The organism is Actinoplanes regularis (genome assembly GCF_900188005.1).
Classification (GTDB): domain Bacteria; phylum Actinomycetota; class Actinomycetes; order Mycobacteriales; family Micromonosporaceae; genus Actinoplanes; species Actinoplanes regularis.
Map to the genome: position 1 here is coordinate 347852 of NZ_FZNR01000005.1, position 24042 is coordinate 371893.

At 70.6% G+C, this 24042-nt stretch carries 21 protein-coding genes, 1 pseudogene and 1 riboswitch; of the genes and pseudogenes, 10 read left to right on the forward strand and 12 right to left on the reverse strand.

Going from position 1 to position 24042, the window contains the following annotated elements:
• Window positions 1–30 precede the first annotated feature (30 nt).
• Window positions 31–432, forward strand: coding sequence for a RidA family protein (locus CHC09_RS16665; RefSeq protein WP_239138247.1), 402 nt, complete (start codon window positions 31–33; stop codon window positions 430–432).
• A 24-nt stretch (window positions 433–456) separates the two neighbouring features.
• On the opposite strand, the gene CHC09_RS16670 is transcribed toward CHC09_RS16665, so the two are convergent.
• From CHC09_RS16670 to CHC09_RS16700, 7 genes are all read right to left on the reverse strand, one after another.
• Window positions 457–2538, reverse strand: a complete 2082-nt coding sequence (locus CHC09_RS16670) for an AfsR/SARP family transcriptional regulator (RefSeq protein ID WP_089294009.1) — start codon at window positions 2536–2538, stop codon at window positions 457–459.
• A 159-nt stretch (window positions 2539–2697) separates the two neighbouring features.
• Entirely contained in the window at window positions 2698–4038 is a 1341-nt protein-coding gene (locus CHC09_RS16675) for a TolB family protein (RefSeq protein ID WP_179277137.1), read from the reverse strand.
• Between the two features lie 132 nt (window positions 4039–4170).
• Window positions 4171–5943 (reverse strand): acetyl/propionyl/methylcrotonyl-CoA carboxylase subunit alpha, encoded by a 1773-nt coding sequence (locus tag CHC09_RS16680; protein WP_089294204.1) that lies wholly within the window; start codon window positions 5941–5943, stop codon window positions 4171–4173.
• A 23-nt stretch (window positions 5944–5966) separates the two neighbouring features.
• Window positions 5967–6167 carry an acyl-CoA carboxylase subunit epsilon gene (locus tag CHC09_RS16685; protein WP_089294011.1) on the reverse strand — a complete coding sequence of 67 codons (201 nt, stop codon included), beginning with the start codon at window positions 6165–6167 and terminating at the stop codon, window positions 5967–5969.
• Between the two features lie 14 nt (window positions 6168–6181).
• A complete protein-coding gene (locus CHC09_RS16690) occupies window positions 6182–7747 on the reverse strand; it encodes an acyl-CoA carboxylase subunit beta (protein ID WP_089294205.1) in 1566 nt (521 codons plus the stop codon).
• A gap of 25 nt (window positions 7748–7772) precedes the next feature.
• Entirely contained in the window at window positions 7773–9362 is a 1590-nt protein-coding gene (locus CHC09_RS16695) for an acyl-CoA mutase large subunit family protein (RefSeq protein ID WP_089294012.1), read from the reverse strand.
• A gap of 100 nt (window positions 9363–9462) precedes the next feature.
• On the reverse strand, window positions 9463–10749 hold the full coding sequence (locus CHC09_RS16700; protein ID WP_307833930.1) for an RNA-guided endonuclease InsQ/TnpB family protein: 1287 nt from the start codon (window positions 10747–10749) through the stop codon (window positions 9463–9465).
• Between CHC09_RS16700 and tnpA the strand changes: the two are divergent.
• A pseudogene (gene tnpA / locus CHC09_RS16705) lies at window positions 10708–11094 on the forward strand (IS200/IS605 family transposase). The gene CHC09_RS16700 and the pseudogene tnpA overlap by 42 nt on opposite strands.
• 108 nt (window positions 11095–11202) lie before the next feature.
• Window positions 11203–11889 carry a TetR/AcrR family transcriptional regulator gene (locus CHC09_RS16710; protein ID WP_089294013.1) on the forward strand — a complete coding sequence of 229 codons (687 nt, stop codon included), beginning with the start codon at window positions 11203–11205 and terminating at the stop codon, window positions 11887–11889.
• Window positions 11890–11964: 75 nt separating this feature from the next.
• Here the strand turns inward: CHC09_RS16710 and CHC09_RS16715 are convergent, their stop codons facing one another.
• Window positions 11965–12537: a C40 family peptidase gene (locus tag CHC09_RS16715; protein ID WP_089294014.1), complete on the reverse strand. Its 573-nt coding sequence runs from the start codon at window positions 12535–12537 to the stop codon at window positions 11965–11967.
• A 6-nt stretch (window positions 12538–12543) separates the two neighbouring features.
• Window positions 12544–12720, reverse strand: a riboswitch (cyclic di-AMP (ydaO/yuaA leader).
• Window positions 12721–13177: 457 nt separating this feature from the next.
• Between CHC09_RS16715 and CHC09_RS16720 the strand changes: the two genes are divergently transcribed.
• Entirely contained in the window at window positions 13178–13855 is a 678-nt protein-coding gene (locus CHC09_RS16720) for a response regulator transcription factor (RefSeq protein ID WP_089294015.1), read from the forward strand.
• Window positions 13852–15291, forward strand: coding sequence for a sensor histidine kinase (locus tag CHC09_RS16725; RefSeq protein ID WP_089294016.1), 1440 nt, complete (start codon window positions 13852–13854; stop codon window positions 15289–15291). The genes CHC09_RS16720 and CHC09_RS16725 overlap by 4 nt, the downstream gene beginning before the upstream one ends.
• Before the next feature lie 2 nt (window positions 15292–15293).
• Here CHC09_RS16725 and CHC09_RS16730 read toward each other — a convergent pair whose 3' ends face one another.
• Window positions 15294–16502, reverse strand: coding sequence for a barstar family protein (locus CHC09_RS16730; RefSeq protein ID WP_239138248.1), 1209 nt, complete (start codon window positions 16500–16502; stop codon window positions 15294–15296).
• A 96-nt stretch (window positions 16503–16598) separates the two neighbouring features.
• Here CHC09_RS16730 and CHC09_RS16735 point away from each other — a divergent pair, with 96 nt between their 5' ends.
• The 5 genes from CHC09_RS16735 (at window position 16599) to CHC09_RS16755 (ending at window position 21841) form a co-directional block, all read left to right on the forward strand.
• Complete coding sequence (locus tag CHC09_RS16735) at window positions 16599–17573, forward strand: ABC transporter ATP-binding protein (protein WP_089294017.1); 975 nt, start codon at window positions 16599–16601, stop codon at window positions 17571–17573.
• Window positions 17570–18316 (forward strand): ABC transporter permease, encoded by a 747-nt coding sequence (locus CHC09_RS16740; RefSeq protein ID WP_089294018.1) that lies wholly within the window; start codon window positions 17570–17572, stop codon window positions 18314–18316. The genes CHC09_RS16735 and CHC09_RS16740 overlap by 4 nt, the downstream gene beginning before the upstream one ends.
• A 109-nt stretch (window positions 18317–18425) precedes the next feature.
• Window positions 18426–19439, forward strand: coding sequence for a cation diffusion facilitator family transporter (locus tag CHC09_RS16745; RefSeq protein ID WP_179277138.1), 1014 nt, complete (start codon window positions 18426–18428; stop codon window positions 19437–19439).
• A 109-nt stretch (window positions 19440–19548) separates the two neighbouring features.
• Window positions 19549–21375, forward strand: a complete 1827-nt coding sequence (locus CHC09_RS16750; RefSeq protein ID WP_089294020.1) for a SpoIIE family protein phosphatase — start codon at window positions 19549–19551, stop codon at window positions 21373–21375.
• 127 nt (window positions 21376–21502) lie between these two features.
• Window positions 21503–21841, forward strand: a complete 339-nt coding sequence (locus CHC09_RS16755; RefSeq protein ID WP_089294021.1) for an STAS domain-containing protein — start codon at window positions 21503–21505, stop codon at window positions 21839–21841.
• 84 nt (window positions 21842–21925) lie between these two features.
• Here the strand turns inward: CHC09_RS16755 and CHC09_RS16760 are convergent, their stop codons facing one another.
• The 3 genes from CHC09_RS16760 to CHC09_RS16770 all read right to left on the reverse strand — a co-directional run bounded on the left by CHC09_RS16760 (window position 21926) and on the right by CHC09_RS16770 (window position 24038).
• Complete coding sequence (locus CHC09_RS16760; RefSeq protein ID WP_089294022.1) at window positions 21926–22384, reverse strand: SRPBCC family protein; 459 nt, start codon at window positions 22382–22384, stop codon at window positions 21926–21928.
• A gap of 118 nt (window positions 22385–22502) precedes the next feature.
• Window positions 22503–23234, reverse strand: coding sequence for a GAF and ANTAR domain-containing protein (locus CHC09_RS16765; RefSeq protein ID WP_089294023.1), 732 nt, complete (start codon window positions 23232–23234; stop codon window positions 22503–22505).
• Between the two features lie 36 nt (window positions 23235–23270).
• Entirely contained in the window at window positions 23271–24038 is a 768-nt protein-coding gene (locus CHC09_RS16770) for a GAF and ANTAR domain-containing protein (RefSeq protein WP_307833931.1), read from the reverse strand.
• Between the last annotated feature and the right edge of the window lie 4 nt (window positions 24039–24042).

The following is a 24042-nucleotide window of genomic DNA, read 5'->3' on the forward strand; positions in this document are numbered from 1 at the left end:
CGGACGTACTCCCGATCGAATGGAGCTGATGTGGCAGTGGAGCGAACGGCGATCAACCCGGTGACTTGGTCGCTGGGGATGGGGTTCAACCAGGCTGAACTCGTCACCGGGGCCACCCGGACCCTGTACTGCTCCGGGCAGACCGCGATGAGCGGTGCCGGCGAGCCCCTGCACGACGGTGACCTGGCCGCACAGCTGGCGCTGAGCCTCGACAACCTGGAGGCCGTGCTGGGCAAGGCCGGCATGTCTCTCGCGAACCTCGTCCGGCTCAACGTCTACACCACCGATGTCGACCTGCTGTTCCCGCACTACGGCGTGCTGGCGTCGCGGCTGGGCGCCGCGGGGGTGGCCCCGGCCACCACGATGCTCGGGGTGACCCGCCTGGCGATCCCCGGCCAGCTGGTCGAACTGGAGGGAACCGCCGTGGCGTGATCCGGGCCTGAAGGGGGAGGGGTGTCAGGGACGCAGCCTGGTCCGGGGCCGGCGGCGCATGGGCGCCGGTGCGACGCCCAGCTCCCGCATGCGCGTGGCATAGGTGCGATAGCGGCGGGCGGCCTCGCCGTGCCGGCCACTGGCGGTCAGCACGTCGACCATCCGCAGGGCGCCGTCCTCGTCGTACGGATCATGGTCGAGCAGCCGGCGCCAGGCCCGTACCGCGCCGTCGGTGTCGTCCGCCTCCGCGCACGCCGTGCCGAGGGCCCGCATGGTGGTCAGATACATGGTTCGCGCCTCGTCACGCAGGGTCCGCACCGCTTCCAGGTCCGGCTCGTCGTCCAGGACCCCACCCGGGTACGCGGCGTCGGCGGCCTCGAGCAGCACCCGGGCCTCGTCGACCCGCCCGCCCCCGAGCGCGGCGGCCCCCGCCTCGGCCAGCCGCAGGAACGCGTCGACATCGACCGGCAGCGTGCGGGGGTCGTAAGCGACGCCGGCGGCATCGGTCACCAGGTAGTGGTCCGGTGCCGCCCGTCGCCCGGGATCCAGGACGGCGCGCAGCGTCGACAGGGTGATCGACAGGCGGTTGGCGACAGCGTTCTCGCCCGGCCACAGCGCCTCGCCGAGCGCCTCCCGGCTGATCGGGCGCCCGCGCCGCGCGATCAGGAGTTTGAGCAGGTCGCGTGCCTTGCGGCTGTGCCAGGCGGCGACCGGTACCGGCTCGCCGTCGTGCAGGACCGCGAACGAACCGAGCATCCGCACGCTGACCGGGCTGCCCGGCGGCCGCACCGACGGTGCCAGTGAGCGGGTGCCGGTGGCCGTCTCCACCTCCAGTGCGCGCAACCGGTGCTCCGCGATGACCTGATCCGCGGCCGGGTTCCGGCCGATCCGGGCCCGGGCGAGCGCGACCCGGGCCGCCGCCACCGGATCGCCGATGTCCGTCCACACCCGGGCGGCGTCGACCAGCAGCGGCTCCGCGGCGGCCGGCGGCTCGGTCATGGCGGCGAGTTCGAGGGCGTCCGCCAGTGCCGCGGGGTTGCGGGCGGCCCGGGCGAGGCCGATCGCTTGCTCGGCGTGCTCGCGGGCGGCCGCCGGTTCCGCGGCCACCATCGTCCAGCCCAGCGCGGCTCGGGCCACCGCGCCGGTCAGGTCGGTGGACGCGGTGACCGCCCGCGCGGCCGTCGGCCCGGCCGCGGGGTCGCCGGTGGCGGCCAGGACCCGGGCGAGACCGCACAACGCCGGTACCAGCGCCTGCACGATGCCGGCGCTCGAGGCGACCAGCACGGCCTCCTCGTACGCGGTGCGCGCCTGGGGCAGGTGGCCGCACAGCTCGTAGCTCTCGCCGAGACCGGTCAACGGGTACGCCGCGCCGTCCGCGCCGGCGCGCTGCAGAGTCGTCAGGGCGGCCCGGAAGCCGTCCCGGGCCGCGCGCAGCCGACCGCCGCGCAGCAGCAGGTCGGCGCGGTTGTGCTGGGCCAGGCCGACCATGGTCGGGTGTGGCTCGGGGGCGTCGGCGGTCAGTTCGAGCGCCGCGTCGAGCTCGGCCAGGGCGCCGGCGAGGTCGCCCTCCTCCAGCCGTTGCGAGGCGCGGTTGGCCCGGATCCGTAGCTGCTGGGTGCGATCGCCGGACGCCTCGGCGGCGGTCAGCGCCAGCGCGTAGTGCCGGTCGTTGTCGCGTCGGTCGCCGCGCGCCGCGGCCAGCAGTGCGTGGACCGTGTGGGCGGCCGCCAGCGCCCGGGGCCGGCCGCCGGCCCGCGCCAGCGGCAACGCCAGGTCGGCCGCCCGTCGGCAGGCGGCCACGTCGCCGCGAGCCCAGGCGACACTCGCCGTCCAGGCCGCGAGCAGGGCCTGATCGGCGCCGTACGCCGGATCGGGGTCGTCCCGCACCCGGGCGGAGACCGACTCGGCCTCCGTCAGCCGGCCTTGCAGGTAAAGCACCATCGTGGCCGGCCACGCCGCCCGCGCGGTCAGCGGGCCGGTGCCGTCGGCGAGGTGGCCGGCGTGCTCGATGGCCTGTTCCCAGTCGCCGGCGTCGGCATGGCGCAGCACGGCCGCCGGGCACGTCTCATCGACAGGGTGATCGGCGTGCACCCCGGGCACCGGCATCCAAAACCCCACAACCGTCTGGTCCGACTGACTCGCCCCGGCGGCGACCCATCGAGAGTCATCACCGGGGCGGACGATCGTATCGTTGTGGCGGCCTGGCACAGGGTTGCGACGCGGCCCGCGGCCTCGCCGTGGTGACCATCACTGTCGGATCCGTCGTCAACCGTCCAGGTTGTGCAGGAACACGTCCCCGGCCGCGTTCGTGTCCGGCTCGACGATGTTCGCCGCGCGAGAGTCGTAGGCCACGTGGCGCCCGGCGCCGCTGATCGCGACGTTGAGCACGGGGTTGCCGTCGAGCTGCCCGCCGGCGGCGGACGCGGTGACCCGGACGACGGTGCCCTTGACCAGGTCTCGGACGAACAGGTCCGGCCGGCTGTCGGCGTCGCCGTCGACGAGGTTGGTGGCCCGGGAGGTGAACGCGAGGTAGCGTCCGTTTCCGCTGAGGGCGGGAAGGTCGCAGTCACGCGCCGCCGGATCGTTCGAGCCGGACCGGCTGACCAGCTCCGTCCTGCCCGTGTCCCGGTCGTGCAGGTAGATCTGGCTCCAGAGCTGCGGGTCGCCGTCCAGCAGGTCCTGGGCCGTCGACCGGAACGCGATGTAACGACCGTCGGCGCTGATCGACGGCTTGTCGCTGGCACCGGAGGTCTGCCGTCCGCTGCTGGAGACGCTCACCCGCGAGGTGGCGCCGGCGGCGAGGTCGCGCACGAACACGTCCGACCTGCCGTTGGTGTCGTCGCCGACGAGGTCGCCGGCCTCTGACTCGAAGGTCACGTACCGGCCGTCCGCGCTGATCTCCGGGCGAGCCAGGGCCGCCGGTGAGAAGAGGCCGTCGCCGTAGCCCGGTTGCCCGCTCGCCGCCTCGGTGACCAGCGTGGTCCGCCCGGCGACCAGGTCGCGGACGAACACCCGCGACCGCCCGCCGGTGCCGCCCGCGATGAAGTTCCCGGCCTCCGAGCGGAACGCCACGTAACGGCCGTCGGCGCTGATCGACGGACGCGTGCTGTGCCCGTCGCCCGGCTCGCCGGTGCCGGAGACGCTGGCCAGCACGGTGGTGCCCGTGACGAGGTCGCGGACGAACACGTCGCGGCTGCGGTTGGTGTCGCCGGCGACCAGGTTCGTGGCGGCCGAGGTGAAGGCGACGTACCGGCCCGAGGTGCTCACCGCCGGGCTGGTGGACCTGTCGTTGCCCTGCCGGCCGTCGGTGGCGACGCTGACGAGCGTGGTGGCACGGTCCACCGTGTCGTGCACGAACACGTCGGTCGTACCGTTGCTGTCGGCGGCGACGAGGTTGGGCGCGACCGAGGCGAAGGCGACGATCCGCCCGTCGGCGTTCACCGCCGGCGACCCGCTCTCGCCGTCGCCCTGTGCGCCGTTGCCCGCCACGCTGACGCGCACGCCGCGCGCCACGTCGGCGAACGCCGACAGGGTACCGGCGGCCACCAACGCCGTGGCGACCCCCGCCGATACGCCGACGGCCAGCACCGATCTGTACAACCTCACCGAAGACTCTCCCTCATCCACCGGAACGGAAACACGGCGGCGGCGCGACGTGCGCGCCGCCGCCGCACGATGGTGGCAAGGGCATCTTTGGGTACGCTGTTGGTCGGCCGATCGACGGCTACCGCTCGGAGCTCAGGATTTGATCTCGCAGATCGTCGTTCCGGCGGTGACGGCGGCTCCGACGTCGGCGGCCAGGCCCTTGACCGTTCCGGAGCGGTGCACGGTCAGCGGCTGCTCCATCTTCATCGCCTCCAGAACGACGACCAGGTCGCCCTCCTCGACCTGCTGACCGTCCTCGACGGCGACCTTGACGATGGTGCCCTGCATCGGAGCGGTCAGCGCGTCACTGGAGGCGGCCGACGCGGACTTCTGCGCCGTACGGCGTGCGGGTCGGGCAGGCGCGACGCGTCCGCCGCGGGCTGACGCCGTACCCAGTGCCGAAGGGATGGAGACCTCCAGGCGCTTGCCGCCGACCTCGACCACGACGGTCTCTCTGGCCTGGTCGACCGCGCTCTCCCCGGTCGCGGCCGCGGTGAACGGTGCGATGTCGTTGACGAACTCGGTCTCGATCCATCGGGTGTGGACGGTGAACGGCCCGCTGTCGCCGGACAGTTCGGGGGCGAAGGCAGGGTCGGTGACCACGGCCCGGTGGAACGGGACCGCCGTGGCCATGCCCTCGATGTTCAGCTCCGCCAGCGCCCGTGCGGAGCGTTGCAGGGCCTGCTCGCGGGTGGCGCCGGTGACGATGAGCTTGGCCAGCAGCGAGTCCCAGGCGGGACCGATCACGCTGCCGGCCTCGACGCCGGTGTCGAGCCGGACGCCGGGGCCGGTCGGCGGCTCGAAGCGGGTGATCGTGCCCGGTGCCGGCAGGAAACCGCGGCCCGGGTCCTCGCCGTTGATCCGGAATTCGAACGAGTGACCGCGCAGGGGCGGGTCGGTGTAGCCGAGCTTCTGACCGTCGGCGATCCGGAACATCTCCCGGACCAGGTCGATGCCGGAGACCTCCTCGGTGACCGGGTGTTCCACCTGCAGCCGGGTGTTGACCTCCAGGAAGGAGATCGTGCCGTCGCTGCCGACCAGGAACTCCACGGTGCCGGCGCCGACGTAGCCGGCCTCCTTGAGGATGGCCTTGGACGCCGAGTAGAGCTCGGCGACCTGCGCCTCGGACAGGAACGGTGCGGGCGCCTCTTCGACCAGCTTCTGGTGGCGTCGTTGCAGCGAGCAGTCACGGGTGGAGACGACGACGACATTGCCGTGGCTGTCGGCGAGGCACTGGGTCTCGACGTGCCGGGGCTTGTCGAGGTAGCGCTCGACGAAACACTCGCCCCGGCCGAACGCCGCGACCGCTTCGCGGACGGCCGACTCGTACAGTTCGGGAATCTCCTCCAGGGTGCGGGCGACCTTGAGGCCACGCCCGCCACCGCCGAAGGCGGCCTTGATCGCGACCGGAAGGCCGTGCCGCTCGGCGAACGCGACGACCTCGGCCGCGTCGGAGACCGGGTCCGGGGTGCCGGCGACCAGCGGAGCGCCCGCCCGCTGGGCGATGTGCCGGGCGGCGACCTTGTCGCCCAGGTCACGGATGGCCTGCGGGGGCGGCCCGATCCAGATCAGCCCCGCGTCCAGGACGGCCTGGGCGAAGTCGGCGTTCTCCGAGAGGAACCCGTAGCCGGGGTGGACCGCGTCGGCACCCGACTGGCGGGCGGCGCCGAGGATCTTGTCGAAGTCGAGGTAGCTGGTGGCCGGGGTGTCACCGCCCAGGGCGTACGCCTCGTCCGCGGCACGCACGTGCAGAGCGTCACGGTCCGGGTCGGCGTAGACGGCCACGCTCGCGATCCCCGCGTCCCGGCAGGCCCGGGCCACGCGGACAGCGATCTCACCGCGGTTGGCGATGAGCACCTTGGTCAACGTCATGGTCTCTCCGATCGGGTTCATCGCGGGAACGACGGGGTGCGCCAGCCGGCGAGGCCGTGGGTGTGCGGTTGGCGCAGCAGGCGGTGGCGTGCCGCCCAGGTACCGGCCCGCGGGCGGCCCGGGGCCGGGTTCGCGGGGGCGGTGGCGGAGAGCAGTACCACCACCACGGCGGCCAGTTCCTCGGCGCTCGGGTTACCTCGCGCAACTGTGATCGTCATGTCGGCTTCCGGGTTTAGAGAGGGATGTTGCCGTGCTTCTTCGGGGGAAGGCTCTCCCGCTTGGTGGCCAGCTGGCGTAGCCCGTGCACGATGTGGCGCCGGGTCTCCGCCGGCATGATCACCGCGTCGAGATAGCCGCGTTCGGCCGCCACGTACGGGTTGAGCAGGGTGTCCTCGTACTCCCGCATCAGCCGGGCGCGCTGCGACTCGTCCTCGGCGAGGGCCTGGCGATGCAGGATGCTGACCGCGCCCTGGGCACCCATGACGGCGATCTGCGCGGTCGGCCAGGCCAGGTTGAGGTCGGCGCCCAGATGCTTGGAGCCCATCACGTCGTACGCGCCGCCGAACGCCTTGCGGGTGATCACCGTGATCAGCGGAACGGTCGCCTCGGCGTAGGCGTATATCAGCTTCGCGCCGCGCCGGATGATGCCGTCGTGCTCCTGGTCGACGCCGGGCAGGAAGCCGGGGACGTCCACGAACGTCAGCACGGGCAGGTTGAACGCGTCGCAGGTGCGCACGAACCTGGCGGCTTTCTCGCTGGCCTTGATGTCGAGGCAGCCCGCGAACTGGATCGGCTGGTTGGCGACGACGCCGACCGGCCGGCCCTCCACCCGGCCGAAGCCGGTCACGATGTTCGGCGCGAACAGCGGCTGGGTCTCGAGGAACTCCGCGTCGTCCAGCACGTGCTCGATGACGGTACGTATGTCGTACGGCTGGTTCGCGCTGTCCGGGATCACGGTGTCCAGCTCCCGGTCGGTGTCGCTGACCGTGGTGTCCGCCTCCTCCGGGAAGACGGGCGGATCGCTGAGGTTGTTCGACGGCAGGTATGACAGCAGCTGCTTGACGTACTCGATCGCGTCCTTCTCGTCGCCCGCCAGGTAGTGGGCCACGCCCGACACCGCGTTGTGGGCGCGCGCACCGCCGAGCTCCTCGAAGCCGACGTCCTCGCCCGTGACGGTCTTGATGACGTCCGGGCCGGTGATGAACATGTGCGAGGTCTGCTCGACCATGACGGTGAAGTCGGTGAGGGCCGGGGAGTAGACGGCACCGCCCGCACAGGGCCCGACGATCAGTGAGATCTGCGGGATGACACCGCTCGCGTGGGTGTTGCGGCGGAAGATCTCCCCGTACGCGCCGAGCGCCGCCACGCCCTCCTGGATGCGCGCTCCGCCGGAGTCGTTGATCCCGATCACCGGGCAGCCGGTCCGGAGCGCGAAGTCCATGACCTTGGCGATCTTCTGCCCGTGGACCTCGCCCAGCGCGCCACCGAACACGGTGAAGTCCTGCGAGAAGACGGCCACCGGCCGGCCGTCGACGGTCCCGAAGCCGGTGACGACGCCGTCGCCGTAGGGCCGCTTGGCGTCGAGGCCGAACTGCGTCGTGCGGTGCCGGGCGAACTCGTCGAGCTGAACGAACGACCCCTCGTCCAGCAGGAGATCGATGCGCTCGCGGGCGGTCATCTTGCCCGCCGCGTGCTGCTTCGCCACCGCCCGTTCCGAACCGGCGTTCGCCGCCTGCCCGACCCGGCGCCGCAGCTCGTCGAGCTTGCCGGCGGTGGTGTTGATGTCGATGTCGGCCATGGTCTCCACCTGGATCTCTCGTTGCTCAGAAGACGTCGTGGGGGACGTGGACGCCCCAGACGTCGCGCAGGGCGTGGGAAACCTCGCCGGCCGTGGCCCGCAGCCGCAGGGCCTCGCGCATCGGGGGCAGGACGTTCTCCGACGTGCCGCGGGCGGCGCCGCGCAGCGCGTCCAGCGCGCGCTCGACAGCGCCGTTGTCCCGTTCGGCGCGCAGGGCGGCGAGCCGTTCGCGCTGGTCGATCTCGATTCCCGGATCGACGCGCAGCGGCTCGTAGACCTCCTCCTCGTCCAGGACGTACCGGTTGACGCCGACCACGGTCCGCTCGCCGCTGTCGATCTGCAGCGCGATGCGGTACGCGGAGTTCTCGATCTCCGACTTCTGGAAGCCCTGCTCGATCGCGTGGACCGCGCCGCCGCGATCCTCGACGGCCTGGATCAGCTCCATGGCCGCGGCCTCCAGGTCGTCGGTCATCGACTCCATGACGTACGACCCGGCGAACGGGTCGACGGTGCCGGTCAGGTCGGACTCGTAGGCGATGACCTGCTGGGTGCGCAGGGCGAGCCGGGCCGCCTTCTGGGTGGGCAGCGCGATCGCCTCGTCGTACGAGTTGGTGTGCAGTGACTGGGTGCCGCCCAGCACCGCGCCCAGGCCCTGCAGGGCCACCCGGACCAGGTTGACCTCGGGCTGCTGCGCGGTCAGCTGAACGCCGGCGGTCTGGGTGTGGAAGCGCAGCATCTGCGACTTGGGGTTCTTGGCACCGAACTCGTCACGCATGATCCGGGCCCAGATCCGCCGGGCGGCACGGAACTTGGCGACCTCCTCCAGCAGCGTCGTGCGAGCGACGAAGAAGAACGACAGCCGCGGTGCGAAATCGTCGACGTCCAGGCCGGCGGCGATCGCGGTCCGTACGTACTCCTTGGCGTTGGCGAGGGTGAACGCGACCTCCTGAACGGGCGTGGCTCCCGCCTCGGCCATGTGGTAGCCGGAGATGGAGATCGTGTTCCAGCGCGGCAGCTCCCGGTGGCAGTAGGCGAAGATGTCGCTGATCAGCCGCAGCGACTGCTTCGGCGGGAAGATGTACGTCCCCCGGGCGATGTACTCCTTGAGGATGTCGTTCTGGATCGTGCCGGCCAGCCGGGATCCCGGAACGCCCTGCTCGGCCGCGACCAGCTCGTACAGCAGGAGCAGCGGAGCGGCCGGCGCGTTGATCGTCATCGACGTCGACACCTTGTCCAGCGGCAGGCCCTGGAAGAGCGTGCGCATGTCGTCGATGGAGTCGATCGCCACGCCGACCTTGCCGACCTCGCCGTGGGCGATCGGGTCGTCGGAGTCGTAACCCATCTGCGTCGGCAGGTCGAAGGCCACGCTCAGGCCGCCCGTGCCGGCGTTGACCAGCTGGTGGTAGCGCTCGTTGGACTCCTTCGCGGTGCCGAAGCCCGCGTACTGCCGCATCGTCCAGGGCCGGCCCGTGTACATCGAGGGATAGACGCCCCGCGTGAACGGGTAGCGCCCCGGCGCGCCCAGCTTGGCCTCGGCGTCGAAGCCGTCCAGCGTCCGGCTGTCGCAGACCGGCGGGATCGGCAGACCGGACTCGGTCGTCGCTACAGGCTCCATGCCCACTCCTCTGGTACCCAGTATCGTGGTGACGGTACTCGGTACCATCGGGGAGGACAAGGTGTCCCCGGACGGCGACGACAGGGAAGAATGAGCGCTCTTAACGACTCCCCTCGGATGAATCCGGGGGATTCCCAGCTCGGACCGCATCCGATCCACCGTCCCGGAAGGAGGCGATCGAATGTCTTACGTCGTCAGCACTGGCACGGTCGCGTTCGGCCGTGGCGAGGATCGTCCTCGCGGCGTTGAGGTCGCGGTTGGCGGTGTAGCCGCAGGCCGCGCACTTGAAGATGCGGACACCCAGTCCGAGGCGAAGATTGGCTCTCTCGCCGCACCCGGAGCAGGTCATTGTGGTGTAGGCGGGCGGCACCAGCACCACCTTTCGGCCCGCCCGCGTACCGCGGTTGATCAGTTCTCGTTTGCACGCGCCGATCGCGGCGTCGGCGGCTTTACGGGCCATCCGGGACTTGGCCAGGAACTTCGGTTTGAAGTCCTCAACCGCGATCAGCGCGTGGTGGTCGGTGATGTTCTTGGCCCAGACGCGGGCGTCGTGGGTGTTCTGCCGGGCCGCTTTCTTGGCGATCCGGGCGGTCTGCCGCTTCGCGGTCAGGTAGCCCTTCGACGGGGCGTGGCCCTTGGGCCGGCGGCGGCGTGCCATCCTGCGCTGGGATTTCGCGAGTTCGGCGGCGCAGCGTCTGCGGTGTCCGAGGTGTGGCAGGTCGAAGGCCGGGTCGGTGGTGGTGGCGGTCGTCGTGACGCCCCAGTCAACGCCGATACCCGGCAGATCAGCGTTGGGGGTCTCGGGCGTCTCGCGGCGGACCACGAAGCTCGCGTGCCAGTGGCCGAGGTTGTCCTGGTAGACGCGGACGCTGGTCGGATCGGACGGCAGCTCACGGGACCAGACGACCGGGACGGTGACCTTGCCGGGCAGGCAGAGGCGGCTGTTCTTGATCGAGAAACCTCGGGTGGTGTACTCCAGGCTCGGCAAGGCGTCCTTGAGCCGTTTCCTCTTTGGTCGGCCCCGGCCCTTGACCTTGAACGAGGAGTCCAGCGCGGCACCGTAGGTGCGCAAGGTTTGCTGCTGGGCGACTTGCGAACCGGACCGCAGCCAGGCATTGCGGCCCCGGGCTTCGGTCAGCATCTTCGACAGTTTGCCGAACGTCGGTTTGCGGCCGGTCTTCTGCTGGTGGACGGCCTCGTTCCACAGCCAGCGGCAGCGGCCCCACTCGGCGAGCAGTGCTGCCTCCGCTCTGTGGCCGGGCCGCAGGCGGTAGGTGTAACGCACCGTCTCAACCACACCGACCACTATGCCCGTCGAGGCTGTACAGCCAAAGTCGTAAACGAGATCCGATCGAACAACAACGTCGTGTATTGCTGCACCTACCACGTTGTCTGGTGCCCCAAGTACCGGCGCGACGTCATCCGTGGGCCGGTTGACGATCGACTGAAGCAGATCATTCGGGAAGTCTGCGTCGAGCGTGACGCCCTCATCCTGGAGCTGGAGACCATGCCCGACCGTGTGCACCTGCTGGTCACCTGCGACCCGCAGCACGGCATCCACCGGCTGGTCAAACAGATCAAGGGCCGGTCCTCCCGGCTGCTGCGCACTGAGTTTCCCGCACCTCAAATCCCGGATGCCGACCCTGTGGACCAACTCGTACTTCGTCGCCACCGTCGGCGCGCAACCCTGGAGATCGTGGAGAGGTATGTCGAGAACCAACGCAACGTCTAACCAGATGTCCTCCCGCTTTGGCGACGGGTGGGCTACCCCTGACCTGCTTCGCAGGGGATCCGATTCCTTCCCATGGCTAAGGCCGGGAGCTCCCACGGAAGGCTTTCTATGAGCAAGCCACCCGCGCGCATCCGGCTCGGCGAAGCCGCCTTCGCACTCTTCGACGAGCGCGGATACGAGCAGACCACCATCGACGACATCGCCGAACGGGCCGGCGTGGGACGGACGACGTTCTTCCGGAACTACCGGTCCAAGGAAGAGGTCATCTTTCCGGACCACGACCGGCTTCTCGAGCTGATCCGCGACCGGCTCGCGACCTCCAGTCACAGCACGGCCCTGATCGCCGTCTCGGACGCGGTGCGGCTGGTCCTGCTGCACTACATCGACGAGGGCGACATCGCGCGCCGCCGTTACGCCCTGACCAGCAAGGTGCCCGCGCTGCGTGACCGCGAGATCGCCAGCGTGGCGCGCTACCAGCGACTGTTCCGCGAGTTCATCGCCGACTGGATGGGCGACCCGACCGAGGCGGCGTCACTGCGCGCCGAGCTCATGGCGGCGTCCGTCGCCGCGGCCCACAACCATGTGTTGCGCCGGTGGCTGCGCGGCGAGTCCGCGGACCCGGTGAAAGAGGTCGACGAGGCGATGCGCGAGGTGCTGCGACTCTTCCCGCCCCCGGCCGAGCAGCGCGATGGGCGCGACCACGGCACCACCGTCGTCGCCTTCAAGAGCTCCATCGATCTCGACACCCTGCTGCCCTCGCTGCGGCGGCTCGTCGAGGACGGGTCCGCGCACTGAGCCGGTGCCGGAACCCGGAAAGCCGAACGGGGTGTGACCGAAGACGGTCACACCCCGCTGGTCGTTCGCGTCGGGTCAGGCCAGGCGCCGGACGACGTAGTTGCTGCTCCAGATCTTCTGCTTGGTGACCGGCTTGCCGGTACGCGGCGCCGACCACATGTAGCCGTTGCCCGCGTAGATGGCGGCGTGGGTGCCGTGCGAACCCTTGCGGATGATGATGAGGTCGCCCGGCTGGGCGGCGGCCTTGCTGATCGCCTTGCCGTACTTCTGCTGCAGGTCGGCCTTGTGCGGCAGCTTCCGGCCCGTCGTCTTCTTGAAGACGTACAGGGTGAAGCCGGAGCAGTCGAAACGGTTCGGGCCCACCGCGCCGTAGCGGTAGGGCTTGCCCTTGTGCCGTGCCGCCTCGGCGAGGATCCGGGCGCCCGCTGAACGAACCTTGGCGGGGGCGCTGGCGGCCTTGGCGGGGCGGCTCACCGCGAGGCTCGCCTGCGGCGGGGCCGGGGTGGAGGCGACGCTCGACGCCGCCTGCGCGGCGGAGGCGGCCTGCGGTGTGCCGAGGCCGCCGGTGAGCAGACCGAGGCCGACGGACAGGGCGATGACACCGGTTCCCAGGGTACGGGTGGGCCGGCTCGAGGTGCGTACGCGCACGGTGAAGGAATCCCTCCGGCACGCCTGCGAGGTTAGCTGTCGGGTTCGGGCGGGAAGGAAGTTGCCCGGCCGCTGGTAGCGGCTTCACCCCAAGGTCCTCCGGTCGGCCACCGCGAACGGTGTGCCGGTCGAGGACCAGTGTGTGGTTCCCCCGTCCCTGCCCCCGATTGCCTCATGAATAGTCATGCGGGCTCGTGTCGCCGGACTGGGGCAGGGCTCGGCGTAATCCGAACGACACGACCGGCGGGCAGGTGCCCGCCGCCCCTCCTTGATAGCGCAGACCCCAGACGCCCCTCCGTACTGCAGTGAGCACACGCAGTAGTGGCCGCTCGAGCGTTGTCCGGTTGTAGAAGTGGCGCGAGGATTCCCGCGACGGTCCGCTCATGGCCCGGTCACACAGTGGTGATGTGGCCTGTGAAAACCACCACGACAAAAATCGGCCGCGGCCAGGCGCGATCCCGGCGATGATCAGCCGATCCGCTACGGCGGGTGACCTGCCGGCCAGGCGACGGTGGCCACGTGGCTGTCGGGTTGCCGCTGGGTAGCTGATGGGTAGCAGCCCCGGGCGGGCCGCCGCCGCGCCTGAGAGTTCTCCAAGAGACGGGCGGCTTTCTCCGGGCGAGGTCGTAGGGTTCGGCGCATGCAGCGGCTGTTGGTTGTCGACGACGAGGCGACCGTGCGTGAGCTGCTCTCCGAGGCGCTGCGCTTCGCCGGGTTCACGGTCACCTCGGTGGCGACCGGGGCCGAGGCGGTCACCGCCGTCCGCGCGCGGCCACCGGACCTCATCCTGCTCGACGTGATGCTGCCCGGGATGGACGGCTTCGAGGTGGTCCGGCGGCTGCGAGCCCTGGGCGGGCCGCCCCGGAAGATCCCGGTGCTCTTCCTCTCGGCCAAGGACGCACCCGACGACAAGATCACCGGGCTGAGCGTCGGCGGCGACGACTACGTGACCAAGCCATTCCACCTGCGGGAGCTGATCGCGCGGATCAAGGCGGTGCTGCGCCGGGCCGGGGACGGCGCCCTGGTCGTCGGTGATCTCGCGCTCGATCCGGACAGCCAGGACGTGACCCGGGGTGGGCAGCCGATCCGCCTGTCGCCGACCGAGTTCCGGCTGCTCCGGTTCCTGATGGCGAACGCCGGGCAGGTGGTGTCCAAAGCGGAGATCCTGGCCGGGGTGTGGCGCTACGACTTCGCCGGCGACACCAGCATCGTCGACACGTACATGTCGTACCTGCGGCGCAAGGTCGACACCGCCGAGCCGAAGCTGATCCACACCCGCCGCGGCGCGGGCTATGTGCTGCGCGGACCACGACCATGAGGCTGCGCGGATCGCTGCGCGTGCGGGTCGTCGCGGTGGCGCTCATCCTGCTCACCGTCGGGATCCTGGTCAGCGACGTACTGGTGCTGCGCGAACTGCGGCGGCACCTGGTCGACCGGGTGGATCGGCAGGTCAGCGCGCTCGGGCAGCTGATGGCCCGGCTCAGCCCTCTGATGCTGTCCCGCACCGACCCCGACAAGCAGGGACGACTGCTCGGCGGCCTGGACCTGATCACCGAGATCTCGGTGGTCTACCGGGACGCCTCCGGGCACGTCGTCGGGTCGTCGTGGACCGGCTCCGAGCCGCCCGTGGTGATCGAGGGGAGCGCCGAACCGTTCGAAGTGGACGGCTGGCGGATGTCGGTGGTGCCGCGCGTCGACGGGGGAGTCGTGGTGGTCGGCGCGTCCCTGGCCGCGGTCGACGACATCCTCACCCGGCTGCTGGTGTTCTGCGTGATCACCGAGGTGGTGCTGGTCGCGGTCCTCGGGGTGGCCGGCTGGTTCGGGGTGCCGGCGGCCCTGCGCCCACTGCGGAACATCGAGCGGACCGCGACCGCGATCGCCGGGGGCGACCTGCAGCAGCGCATCCCGGTCGAGGGGCCGCCGGGCAGCGAGGTGGCGCGGCTGACCGAGGTGCTCAACGACATGCTGGCGCGGATCGAGCAGGGGTTCGCGGCGCGCGCGGCGTCCGAGGCCCGGATGCGGCGGTTCGTCGCGGATGTCGGGCACGAGCTGCGGACCCCGCTGTTCGGGATCGCCGGGTCGGCGGAGCTGCACCTGATGCGGGGCGAGTCCGAGCCGGGGGAGGTCGACCGGACCATGCGGCGGATCGACGTCGAGGCGCGACGGCTGACCGGACTGGTCGAGGACCTGTTGCTGCTGGCCCGCCTGGACGAGCCGGCCGCCGGGCCGGTGGTCACGCCGACGCCGATGGACCTGCGCACGCTGGCGGCCGACGCGCGGGATCGGCTCTCGACGCTGGACCCGGGCCGCCCGGTGACGCTGACCGGCCCGGACCTGACGATCACCGCGTCCGCTCGACCTGCCGCGATCGAGTTCGGCCCGCCGGGCGCGGCGCCGGTGCTCGGGGACGAGGCCCGATTGCAGCAGGTCGTGGTGAATCTGGTGGGGAACGTGCACGCGCACACCCCGCCCGACGCGTCGGCGCGGATCGGGGTCGGGACGATCGGTGGCCGCGCGATCCTGGAGATCGCGGACGGCGGGCCGGGCATTCCGGCCGGCGAGGCGGAACGGATCTTCGAGCGATTCCACCGGGGGGAGACGTCACGGGACCGCAGCGGCGGTGGGGGGTCCGGGTTGGGGCTTTCGATCGTACGATCGCTGGTGTCCGCCCACGGTGGACAAGTCGAGGTGTACAACGCGCCGGGCGGCGGCGCGGTGTTCCGGATGGTGCTGCCGGCCCACGCCGACGAGTAGCCTCAGCGCAAGTCGATCTCGACCCGTCTTTTCGTCATGAGGTCCAGCAGGAAGTTCAGGGAGGCTGCTGGGGCGAGCCGGCGTCGGTCGTAGCCGTCCACCAGGTGCTCCCGGGCGACGGCCGAGTCGTGCCACACCAGCCGGAACGGTGTTTGCGCGCCGAAACCACCGCAAAGACAGTCGTCGAAGCCGTCCAGGTCCGACCCGAAATAGCCGCCCGGGCCGTTGATCGCCTCACCGATCGCGCAGTAGAACCCCTCGATGTCGGTCACGAACCGACCGTCGAGCTCGTACGTGATGCCGGCGGGCCGGTCCGGCCCATCGGGGCGGCGACCGACGGCGATGCGGGCCCACTGGTACCGAAGCTCCCGGTCGTAGCCGGCCCACAGGTTCTTCTCGACCGGCCGGCCGGTGTGCCAGTGACCCAGGATGTCCAGCACACCGGTCGATAGCGGCTCGCCCGGGACGTTGTCGATCGTGATGTCGAGGAGCCCGGCACCGAGCCGCGACGGCTCGCCCGCCTGGACGCGCCCGACAACCCTGCTGTCGAGGATCGGGGCCGTTGATCCGTCAGCGGCGACCGTGTGCGCCGTGGCGCGGACCCAACGGCGACGGTCGGCCTCGATCGGCTGTCCGATCGCCTCGAGCGCGGTCAGCAGCGCGGGCTCGGGTCGGCAGCCGAGCAGCCGGATCTGTGGCACCAGCGGTGCGCCCTGGTCGCGGAATACACCGGTGACATCGACGCAGGTCCCGTAGCGGGCGTCGTCCTGGCCCGCGAGGGCGAACTCCGTGACCTCGTCGCGCGGACGCCGCACCGCGTCGGTGCGGTCGTAGACATGGACGAAGCCGCTGAGGTCGACATCCACGGTCCCCGGCGCGACGGTGCTGGGACGTTGGCCCAGCACGACGACGTCACCGAGGACCACGATCGACAGGCCCGGCGGCTCGGGTGCTGTGATGACGACATCGCCCAGCCAGGTCTGGTCGGTGCCGAGGGCCTCGCCGAGAGCACCGTCAGGCGCGCAGCCGACAAGCGTGAAGTGCTCACGAGGCCGGGGCGGCAGGTCGACGAAGAGTCCCTCGATCTCCATGCACAGCCCCAGCGGGGCGTCGTCGTCATCGGAGTCGTCGAGGCCGATGTCGCCGAGAATCAACCAGCGGAGACCGGCCGCGTGCTCCTCTTCCCGTCGCCGCCGCTCGGACCCTGTCACCCGGCAACCCTATCGAGGCCGGGCCTGCGGCTCGTGCACAGGGAACGCCCGGGGATTCTGCGGGAGCGCTCAGGGGAGTGGGACAGGCTTCCCGGCATGCTGGAGTTGCGGGGACTGACCAAGAGATACGGGGCGACCGTCGCGGTCGACGACCTCACGTGCGTGTTCGAGCCGGGCCGGGTGACCGGGTTCCTCGGGCCGAACGGGGCCGGGAAGACCACGACCATGCTGCTGGCGCTCGGACTGCAGCGGGCGACGGCGGGGTGGGCGCGGGTCGGCGGGCGTTCCTATGCGGATCTTCCGACCCCGATGCGGGAGGTCGGGGCGCTGCTGGACGCGCAGGCGATCCATCCGAACCGATCGGGGCGGGCGCACCTGAGCGCGCTGGCCGCGAGCAACCGCCTGCCGGGGCGCCGGGTCGGCGAGGTGCTGGAGCGGGTCGGGCTCGACGCGGTCGCGGGGCGGCGGGCCGGGACGTACTCGCTCGGAATGAAACAGCGGCTCGGGATCGCGGCCGCGTTGCTCGGCGACCCGGGGATCCTGCTGCTGGACGAGCCGATCAACGGCCTCGACCCGAACGGGATCGCCTGGGCCCGCGGCCTGCTGCGGGAACTGGCCGCCGAGGGCCGGACGGTGATCCTCTCCAGCCACCTGATGAGCGAGATGGAGTTGACCGCCGACCACCTCGTGGTGATCGGCCGGGGACGGCTGATCGCGGACACCTCGCTGGCCTCCTTCCTCGCCGGTGCCCTCCCACCGCAGGTGCTCGTCCGCGCCGAGACCCCGACGCCGGCCTTCGTGGCCGCGCTGCGATCGGCCGGGGCCGAGGTGCGGGTCGATCCGGACGAGGCCCTGCTGGTCAGTGGGCTCGACGCGGGCCGGGTCGGGCGGATCGCCTTCGCCGAGCGGATGGTGCTCACCGAGCTCACACCTCGGCGCGGCTCCCTCGAGGAGGTCTTCATGTCCGTGACCGCGGAAGCCGTCGAATTCTCGGGCGCCCGGATCGTTGCCGAGCCCCGGAGCGCCATGCCCGGGGAGACCGTGGCTCACACTTTCGGAGGCCGGCGATGATTCGTGCGGAGTGGATCAAGCTGCGGTCGTTGCGGGCACCGATCTGGAGCCTGGGCGTGCTGCTGGGGATGAACGTGCTGTTCGGCTGGATGATCGCGCTGGCGCAGGCACGGCAGTGGGACGGCACCGAGGCGTGGGATCCGGTGCGGGCCGGGCTGAGCGGGGTGATCGTCACCCAGATCGCGGCGGCGGTGCTGGGAGTGCTCGCCTTCACCAGCGAGAGCGGCAGCGGCACGATCCGGTCGAGCCTGGCCGCGGTACCCCGCCGGTCACGGCTGCTGGCCGCGAAGGCCCTGGTGGTCGCGGTCCCGGTGCTGGTCGTCGGGACGGTGGCGGCACTGCTGGCGTTCCTCGCCGGGCAGGCGGCGATCGCCGGTCAGGGGGTCCCGTCCGCCGGGCTGGGTGACCGGGGTGCACTGCGGGCGATCATCGGCGCGGGCCTCTACCTGACCGCGGCCGCCCTGGCCGGGATGGCCGCCGGTGTGCTGACCCGCTCCACCGCGGCCGCGGTGACCAGCGTGATCGTCGGCGCGCTGCTGGTGCCGGTCTTCGCCAACGTGATGCCCGAGGCGGTGGCCAAGCTGATCATCGGCTACTGGCCGACCGCGGCCGGTCTGCGGATCCTCGCGACGGTCCCGGACACCCGGATGCTCGATCCGTGGCCCGGCTTCACCGTTCTGGCCGTCACCACGGCCGTCCTGCTCGGCGCGGCCTTCCTCACCTTCCGCCGCCGGGACACCTGACGCGACAGATTCCTTCGGGTCGGGAGGCCGTGAGACCCGGCGCACATCCATCTGCAATTATTGCAATGAGCGCATGTGTTGTCGGACTCGACCGCGAAGGGGTTTCACCATGGCGACAGCTGACCCCCAGCACGACCATGAGCACGAGCACGGCGGGCACGCCGGTCACGACCACGGTGTCTCCGCCGGCACCGACCGTCGCTGGTTGACCCTGGCCCTGACGCTGATCGGCGTCTTCATGGCCGGCGAGGTGGTGGTCGGGATCATCGCGCGCTCCCTCGCGCTGCTCTCCGACGCCGCGCACATGCTCACCGACGCCGGCGCGATCGTGCTCGCCCTGATCGCCATGCGCCTGGCGGCGCGACAACCCAAGGGCGGTTTCACGTACGGCCTGAAGCGCGCCGAGATCCTCTCCGCCCAGGCCAACGGCCTGACGATGCTGCTGCTCGCGGCCTGGCTCGCCTACGAATCGGTCCAGCGGCTGATCGACCCGCCCCAGGTCGCCGGGGGACTGGTCCTGGTCACCGCCCTGGTCGGCATCGTCGTCAACCTCGCCGCGGCCTGGGCGATGAGCCGCGCGAACCGGGCCAGCCTCAACGTCGAGGGCGCCTTCCAGCACATCCTCAGCGACCTGTACGCGTTCATCGCCACCGCGATCGCCGGCGTCGTCATGGTCACCACCGGCTTCACCCGGGCGGACGGGATCGCCACCCTGATCGTCGTCGCCCTCATGATCAAGTCCGGTCTGCGTCTGATCCACGAGTCCGGCCGGATCTTCCTCGAGGCGGCCCCGGCCGGCTTCGACCCGGCCGCGCTCGGTGCCGAGATCGCCGCGATGGACGAGGTCGTCGAGGTGCACGACCTGCACGTTTGGCAGATCACCTCCGGGCAGCCGGCGCTCTCGGCGCACGTACTGGTCGTCCCGGACGGCGACTGCCACGCCGTCCGCGCCCGGATCGAGGAACTGCTGCGGACACGGCATCGGATCACCCACAGCACCCTGCAGGTCGATCATGACGGGGACGAGCAGGACGACCACTGCGACGACGCGCACGGCCTCGCCTACCGGTCCGGCCGGATGAACGGGGAGTCGTCCGCCCTGCTCCACCCAGCGAGAGACTAGACTGCCATGGCTACCAGGTCGCATCGATGTAGATCCGTTCCCGGACGGTATGTGAGGATGCGGTCATGCAGGACGACAAGCGCCCACCGGCACGTGGAACCCGCCGGTCTTGGGTGAGCGTGACGCCGCCGGCGGCGGGGGCGGTGTGACCCTCGATCCGACCCCGGCGCCCCTCACCGCACCCGGGCGGCTCGCGGCTGTGGTCAGCACAGGGCTGACCGCGAAGGCCGACCCCGCCTTGGACCGGTTCACGGCGATGGTGCGTACCGTGCTCGACGTGCCGGTCGCGTTGATCAGCCTGGTCGAGGCCGACCGGCAGATCTTCCCCGGCGCATGCGGTCTGGCCGACCCGTGGCAGCGGCAGCGGCAAACGCCGTTGTCACACTCGTTCTGCCAGCACGTCGTGGTCACCGCCGAACCGCTGATCATCCCGGACGCCCGCACCGACTCGCGGGTGATCGGCAACCTGGCCATCCACGACCTCAACGTCGTCGGCTACGCGGGGATGCCACTGACCGACGCCACCGGACAGGTACTCGGGTCGTTGTGCGCCATCGACAGCAGCCCCCGCCGGTGGACCGCCAAAGAACTCGCCGTCCTCTCCGAACTGGCCGCGGCCTGCAGCGACATGCTGCGGCTGCGGGTCACCACCCGCACCGCCCGGCACCGCGAGAACCAGGCCCGAGCACGCAACGCCACCGCGGACGCCGCGTTCGACCGTAGCCAACTGCTGCTCCGGGCCAGTTCCGCGCTTGCCGAGACCAGCACCGGCGACGACATCGTCGAAGTCGTCCGCGACCTGGTCACCGGCTCGTTGAACCCGGCCTACGTCGGGGTGTCGCTGCTCGACCCGGCCGGGCAGGTCAACCTGCAGTCCGGGCTGTCACTGCCCCCACGTATCGCCGAACGGTGGCATCACTACACCGGCACCGCCGCCACTCCCTCCGCGCTGGCCGTCCGCCTCGGCGCCCAGGTCCTGCTACCTGACCTGGCCACCGTGCAAGCATTGACCCCGGATGCCCTCGACACGTTCACCGAGATGGGCTGGCAGTCCGCCGCGAGCGTCCCCCTCCCCGGCGTGGCCGGCCCGATCGGGGCGCTCACCTTCGTCTGGAAACAGCCCTACCAGCTCGACCCGGCTGAACAGGCCGTCCTCGCCGCGCTGGCCGGGTTCGTCGCCCAGGCCCTGCAACGCGCCGACTACCTGGTCTCCCGCGAGAACGTCGCCACCGTCCTGCAGCGCGCCCTGCTGAGTGAACTGCCCGACGGTGCGCCCTACGAGTTGGCCGCGCGCTACGAACCCGCCGCGCGCGGCGAATACGTCGGCGGCGACTGGTACGACGCCGTGCGGCTCGACACCGCCCACCTCGCCCTGGTCGTCGGCGACGTCACCGGCCACGACATGCGCGCCGCGGCCCTCATGGGACGACTTCGCAACAAACTGCGCCTGCTGCTCGTCGACCGCCACGAACCACCCGCCGCCCTGTTACGCCGTCTCGACACCGCCAACCGCGCCCTCGGCGACCAGATCACCGCGACCGCCCTGCTCGCCTACCTACAGCCCGAGTTCGACCGCGAAGGCCACCGGCTGCACTGGTCCAACGCCGGACACCCCAGCCCGATCCTGATCACCGGCACCGGTGCCATCGCGCTGCAGGGACGAGACCCGCTGATCGGCGCGCCCACCCGGTCCCCGCGAACCAGTCACACGCACCACCTGCCGCCCGGCTCCACGCTGCTGTTCTACACCGACGGCCTCATCGAAACCCGCCGGTACACCTTCGACGAACGCGAACGGCTACTGCACGCCGCCGCCGCTGCCCTCGCTGACAAACCCCTGCCAGAACTACTCGACCGGCTTTACCGGGATTTCGCCGGCGACGACCACGAAGACGATGTTGCCCTGCTCGCCGTGCGGACCCCACACCGAATCTGAGGCTCCCGGAAACCGCCCGGACCGGTCGACGCGGATACTGCCGCCGGTCGCGGGTAGGTTAGGGGCATCCAAGCGTCGCGGTGCCAGCAGGCCGAGCGCACCCTGATCCGCGACGCAAGGACACCGAATGCTTCCCGCACCTCTGTGGTCGGCGCAAGTAGCCGCGCACGACCACACCCACACCGTGACCATCACCGGCGAACTCGACCTTCACGGCGCTGACGCGCTGCGCCTGCTACTGATCGCCGAACTCGACACCGGTGACCTCAGCACGGTCATCGCCGACCTCGCCGATGTCACCTTCCTCGACTCCGCCGCACTCGGCGCCCTCATCCGCGCCTACCAACACGCCGATGACACCGGCCGGCAATTCCTGGTCCGCAACCCCAGCCGGCCCGTCCAACGCATCCTCGAAATCACCGGCGTGAACGACATCCTCAATCCGCCTGCCGACATCAAAGAATAATCAGACAGCCACGGAGCGAGCCCACTCCAGGCTGGTGCGCACCCGCGAGTTCGCCGGCGATGGAGGCGCTTGTCGCCAGTCTGGTCAGCGCGGGGAGTGCGCGGTGTGGCGGGAGTGCTCAGCCAGTTCGGCCAGCCGGAGTAGGGCTTCGGCGTTGCGCCCGTGCAGGGCCAGATCGTTGATCTTGTTGTCGAACCAGTGCAGCGGACCCTCTTGGAATTCCTCGTACATGGTTACGCGGGTTTCGCCCGGATTGATGGGCTCAAGCGTGATGTGGACGACGGCCTCACCGAGCGGCCAAATTCTGGCACGGAGCGTGAGTTCACGTCCTGGGTTCAGAGCGATGACGGTCGACGTGTCGTTGATGGAGAGCGGCCACGGACCGACCTTGTGGTGCAGTCGCGTGCCCGGCTCGGGCCAGGAGGCGTCGACGTCACGGATGTGGGCCGTTCCCACGACCCAGTCGCTGTAGGTCCAGCCGTCCGCCAGGATCGCGTACACCTGTTCGGCTGTGGTACCGATCGTGCGGGTCACCTCCGCCATGATCGTTGGTATACCCGGCTGCGGTCCTGGATAACGCCTGATCAGCGGCGTTTATCGCCGAAGTGGAGGTCGGCGCAGGTGTGCTGGCACCTTCCGCGCCCGGGTCCGGGAGTTCCTCTCAGGGCTGGGCCAGGCCCGGCAGGCTGGGTAGATCGGTGACGATCAGATGCGCGACCTCGGTGAGCCGCCGGTTGTTGCTCCGGGCGTAGGCGCGGATTCGGTTGAAGGCCTCGTCGACGGTGACGTTGTGGATCTGGGCGAGGGCGCCTTTGGCCTGCTCGATGACGATCCGGCTGTTCAGCGCTCCCTGTAGCTGTTCGGTCAGCGCTTCACTACGGCGGATGGCGCGTTCCTGCATCAGGCCGATGGTCGCCACGTCGGCGAGGGCCTGCATGATCGGGACATCCGCGTCGTCGAAGTTTCCGCCCCGGGTGTCGCCGAAGACGTTGAGCGCACCGATCACCTGGCTGCGCAGCCGCAGGGGGAACGCGTGTACCGACCGGAAGCCGGCCGCCGTGGCTCGCGGTGCGAACAGGGGCCAGCGGGCGGTCGCCGCCGCGAGGTCGACGTTGATGACCGACTGACCCGTGCGGAACGCCTCCAGGCACGGGCCCTGCGAGTTCTGCAACTGGAACAACTCCACCAGGCGGACGTTCTCGTCGGAACCCGCGATGAACTCCAGCCGTCCGTGTTCGTCGGCCAGCATCAGCCCGGCAGCGGCCGCTCCGACGAGGCTGCTCGCCCGGTCGGTGAGCAAGTGCAGGAAATCGAACAGGTCGAACTCGTCGACCAGGGTGTCGGCGACCTCCACGAAGATCGCGCTCAACCGCTCAGCTGAAACGGTACCCATGCCCTGCCTCCCGGTACTCCTGAACCGACCAGCCAATCACTCTGTGTCCCCATCCAGCCGCAGCCGCCGATTGACAACATCACGCGCGACGTCGTCGAGGCTAAGGTTCTCGGCATACGCGTACGCCCGGATCCGCGCCAGAGCCTCACCGATGGACACCCCGAGCTGCACCATGACCATCCCCTGCGCCTGAAACAACTCGGCACGGCGTCCGACCCCCAGCACAGCAGCGCCATCGCCATCACGGAGATGTCCGTTCGCTTGCCGGTCGAGCAACGCTTCCACGGTGACCTCGGCGAAGCCGAGGGCCGTCCGGAGCTCCTCGTCGGTCAACGGCCCGACCCGGTCCCGGAAGATGTCGATCACACCGAGCCGGACGGCGCCGACCTGCAGCGGAAACGCGAAGACGGCGCGGACGCCGCCGTCCTGAGCGGCAGGAGCGTAGACGGGCCACTGGTACGTCGCGGCGGCGGTCAGGTCAGTGGTGAGCACCGGCCGACGACTGGCGAACGCGTCAAGGCAGGGGCCCTCGCCCAGAACGAACTGCAACTCCTCGATGCGTTCACTCACCGGATCAGACGCCGCCGACACGCCACGGGTCCCATCGGCGGTCATCACGCTGATGCCCGCGCCACAGGCCGACAATGCCCCGACAGCGGCACGACACACCCGCTGCAGCAGGTCCAGGTGATCCGGCTGCCGGTCGATGAGACCGCGGACCACAGCCCTGTGCTTGTCCGCGCCGCCGCCCGATGTCATGACCTCGAACGCCTCTGCGCCGACCGGGTGAAACCACGCATCCATGCCC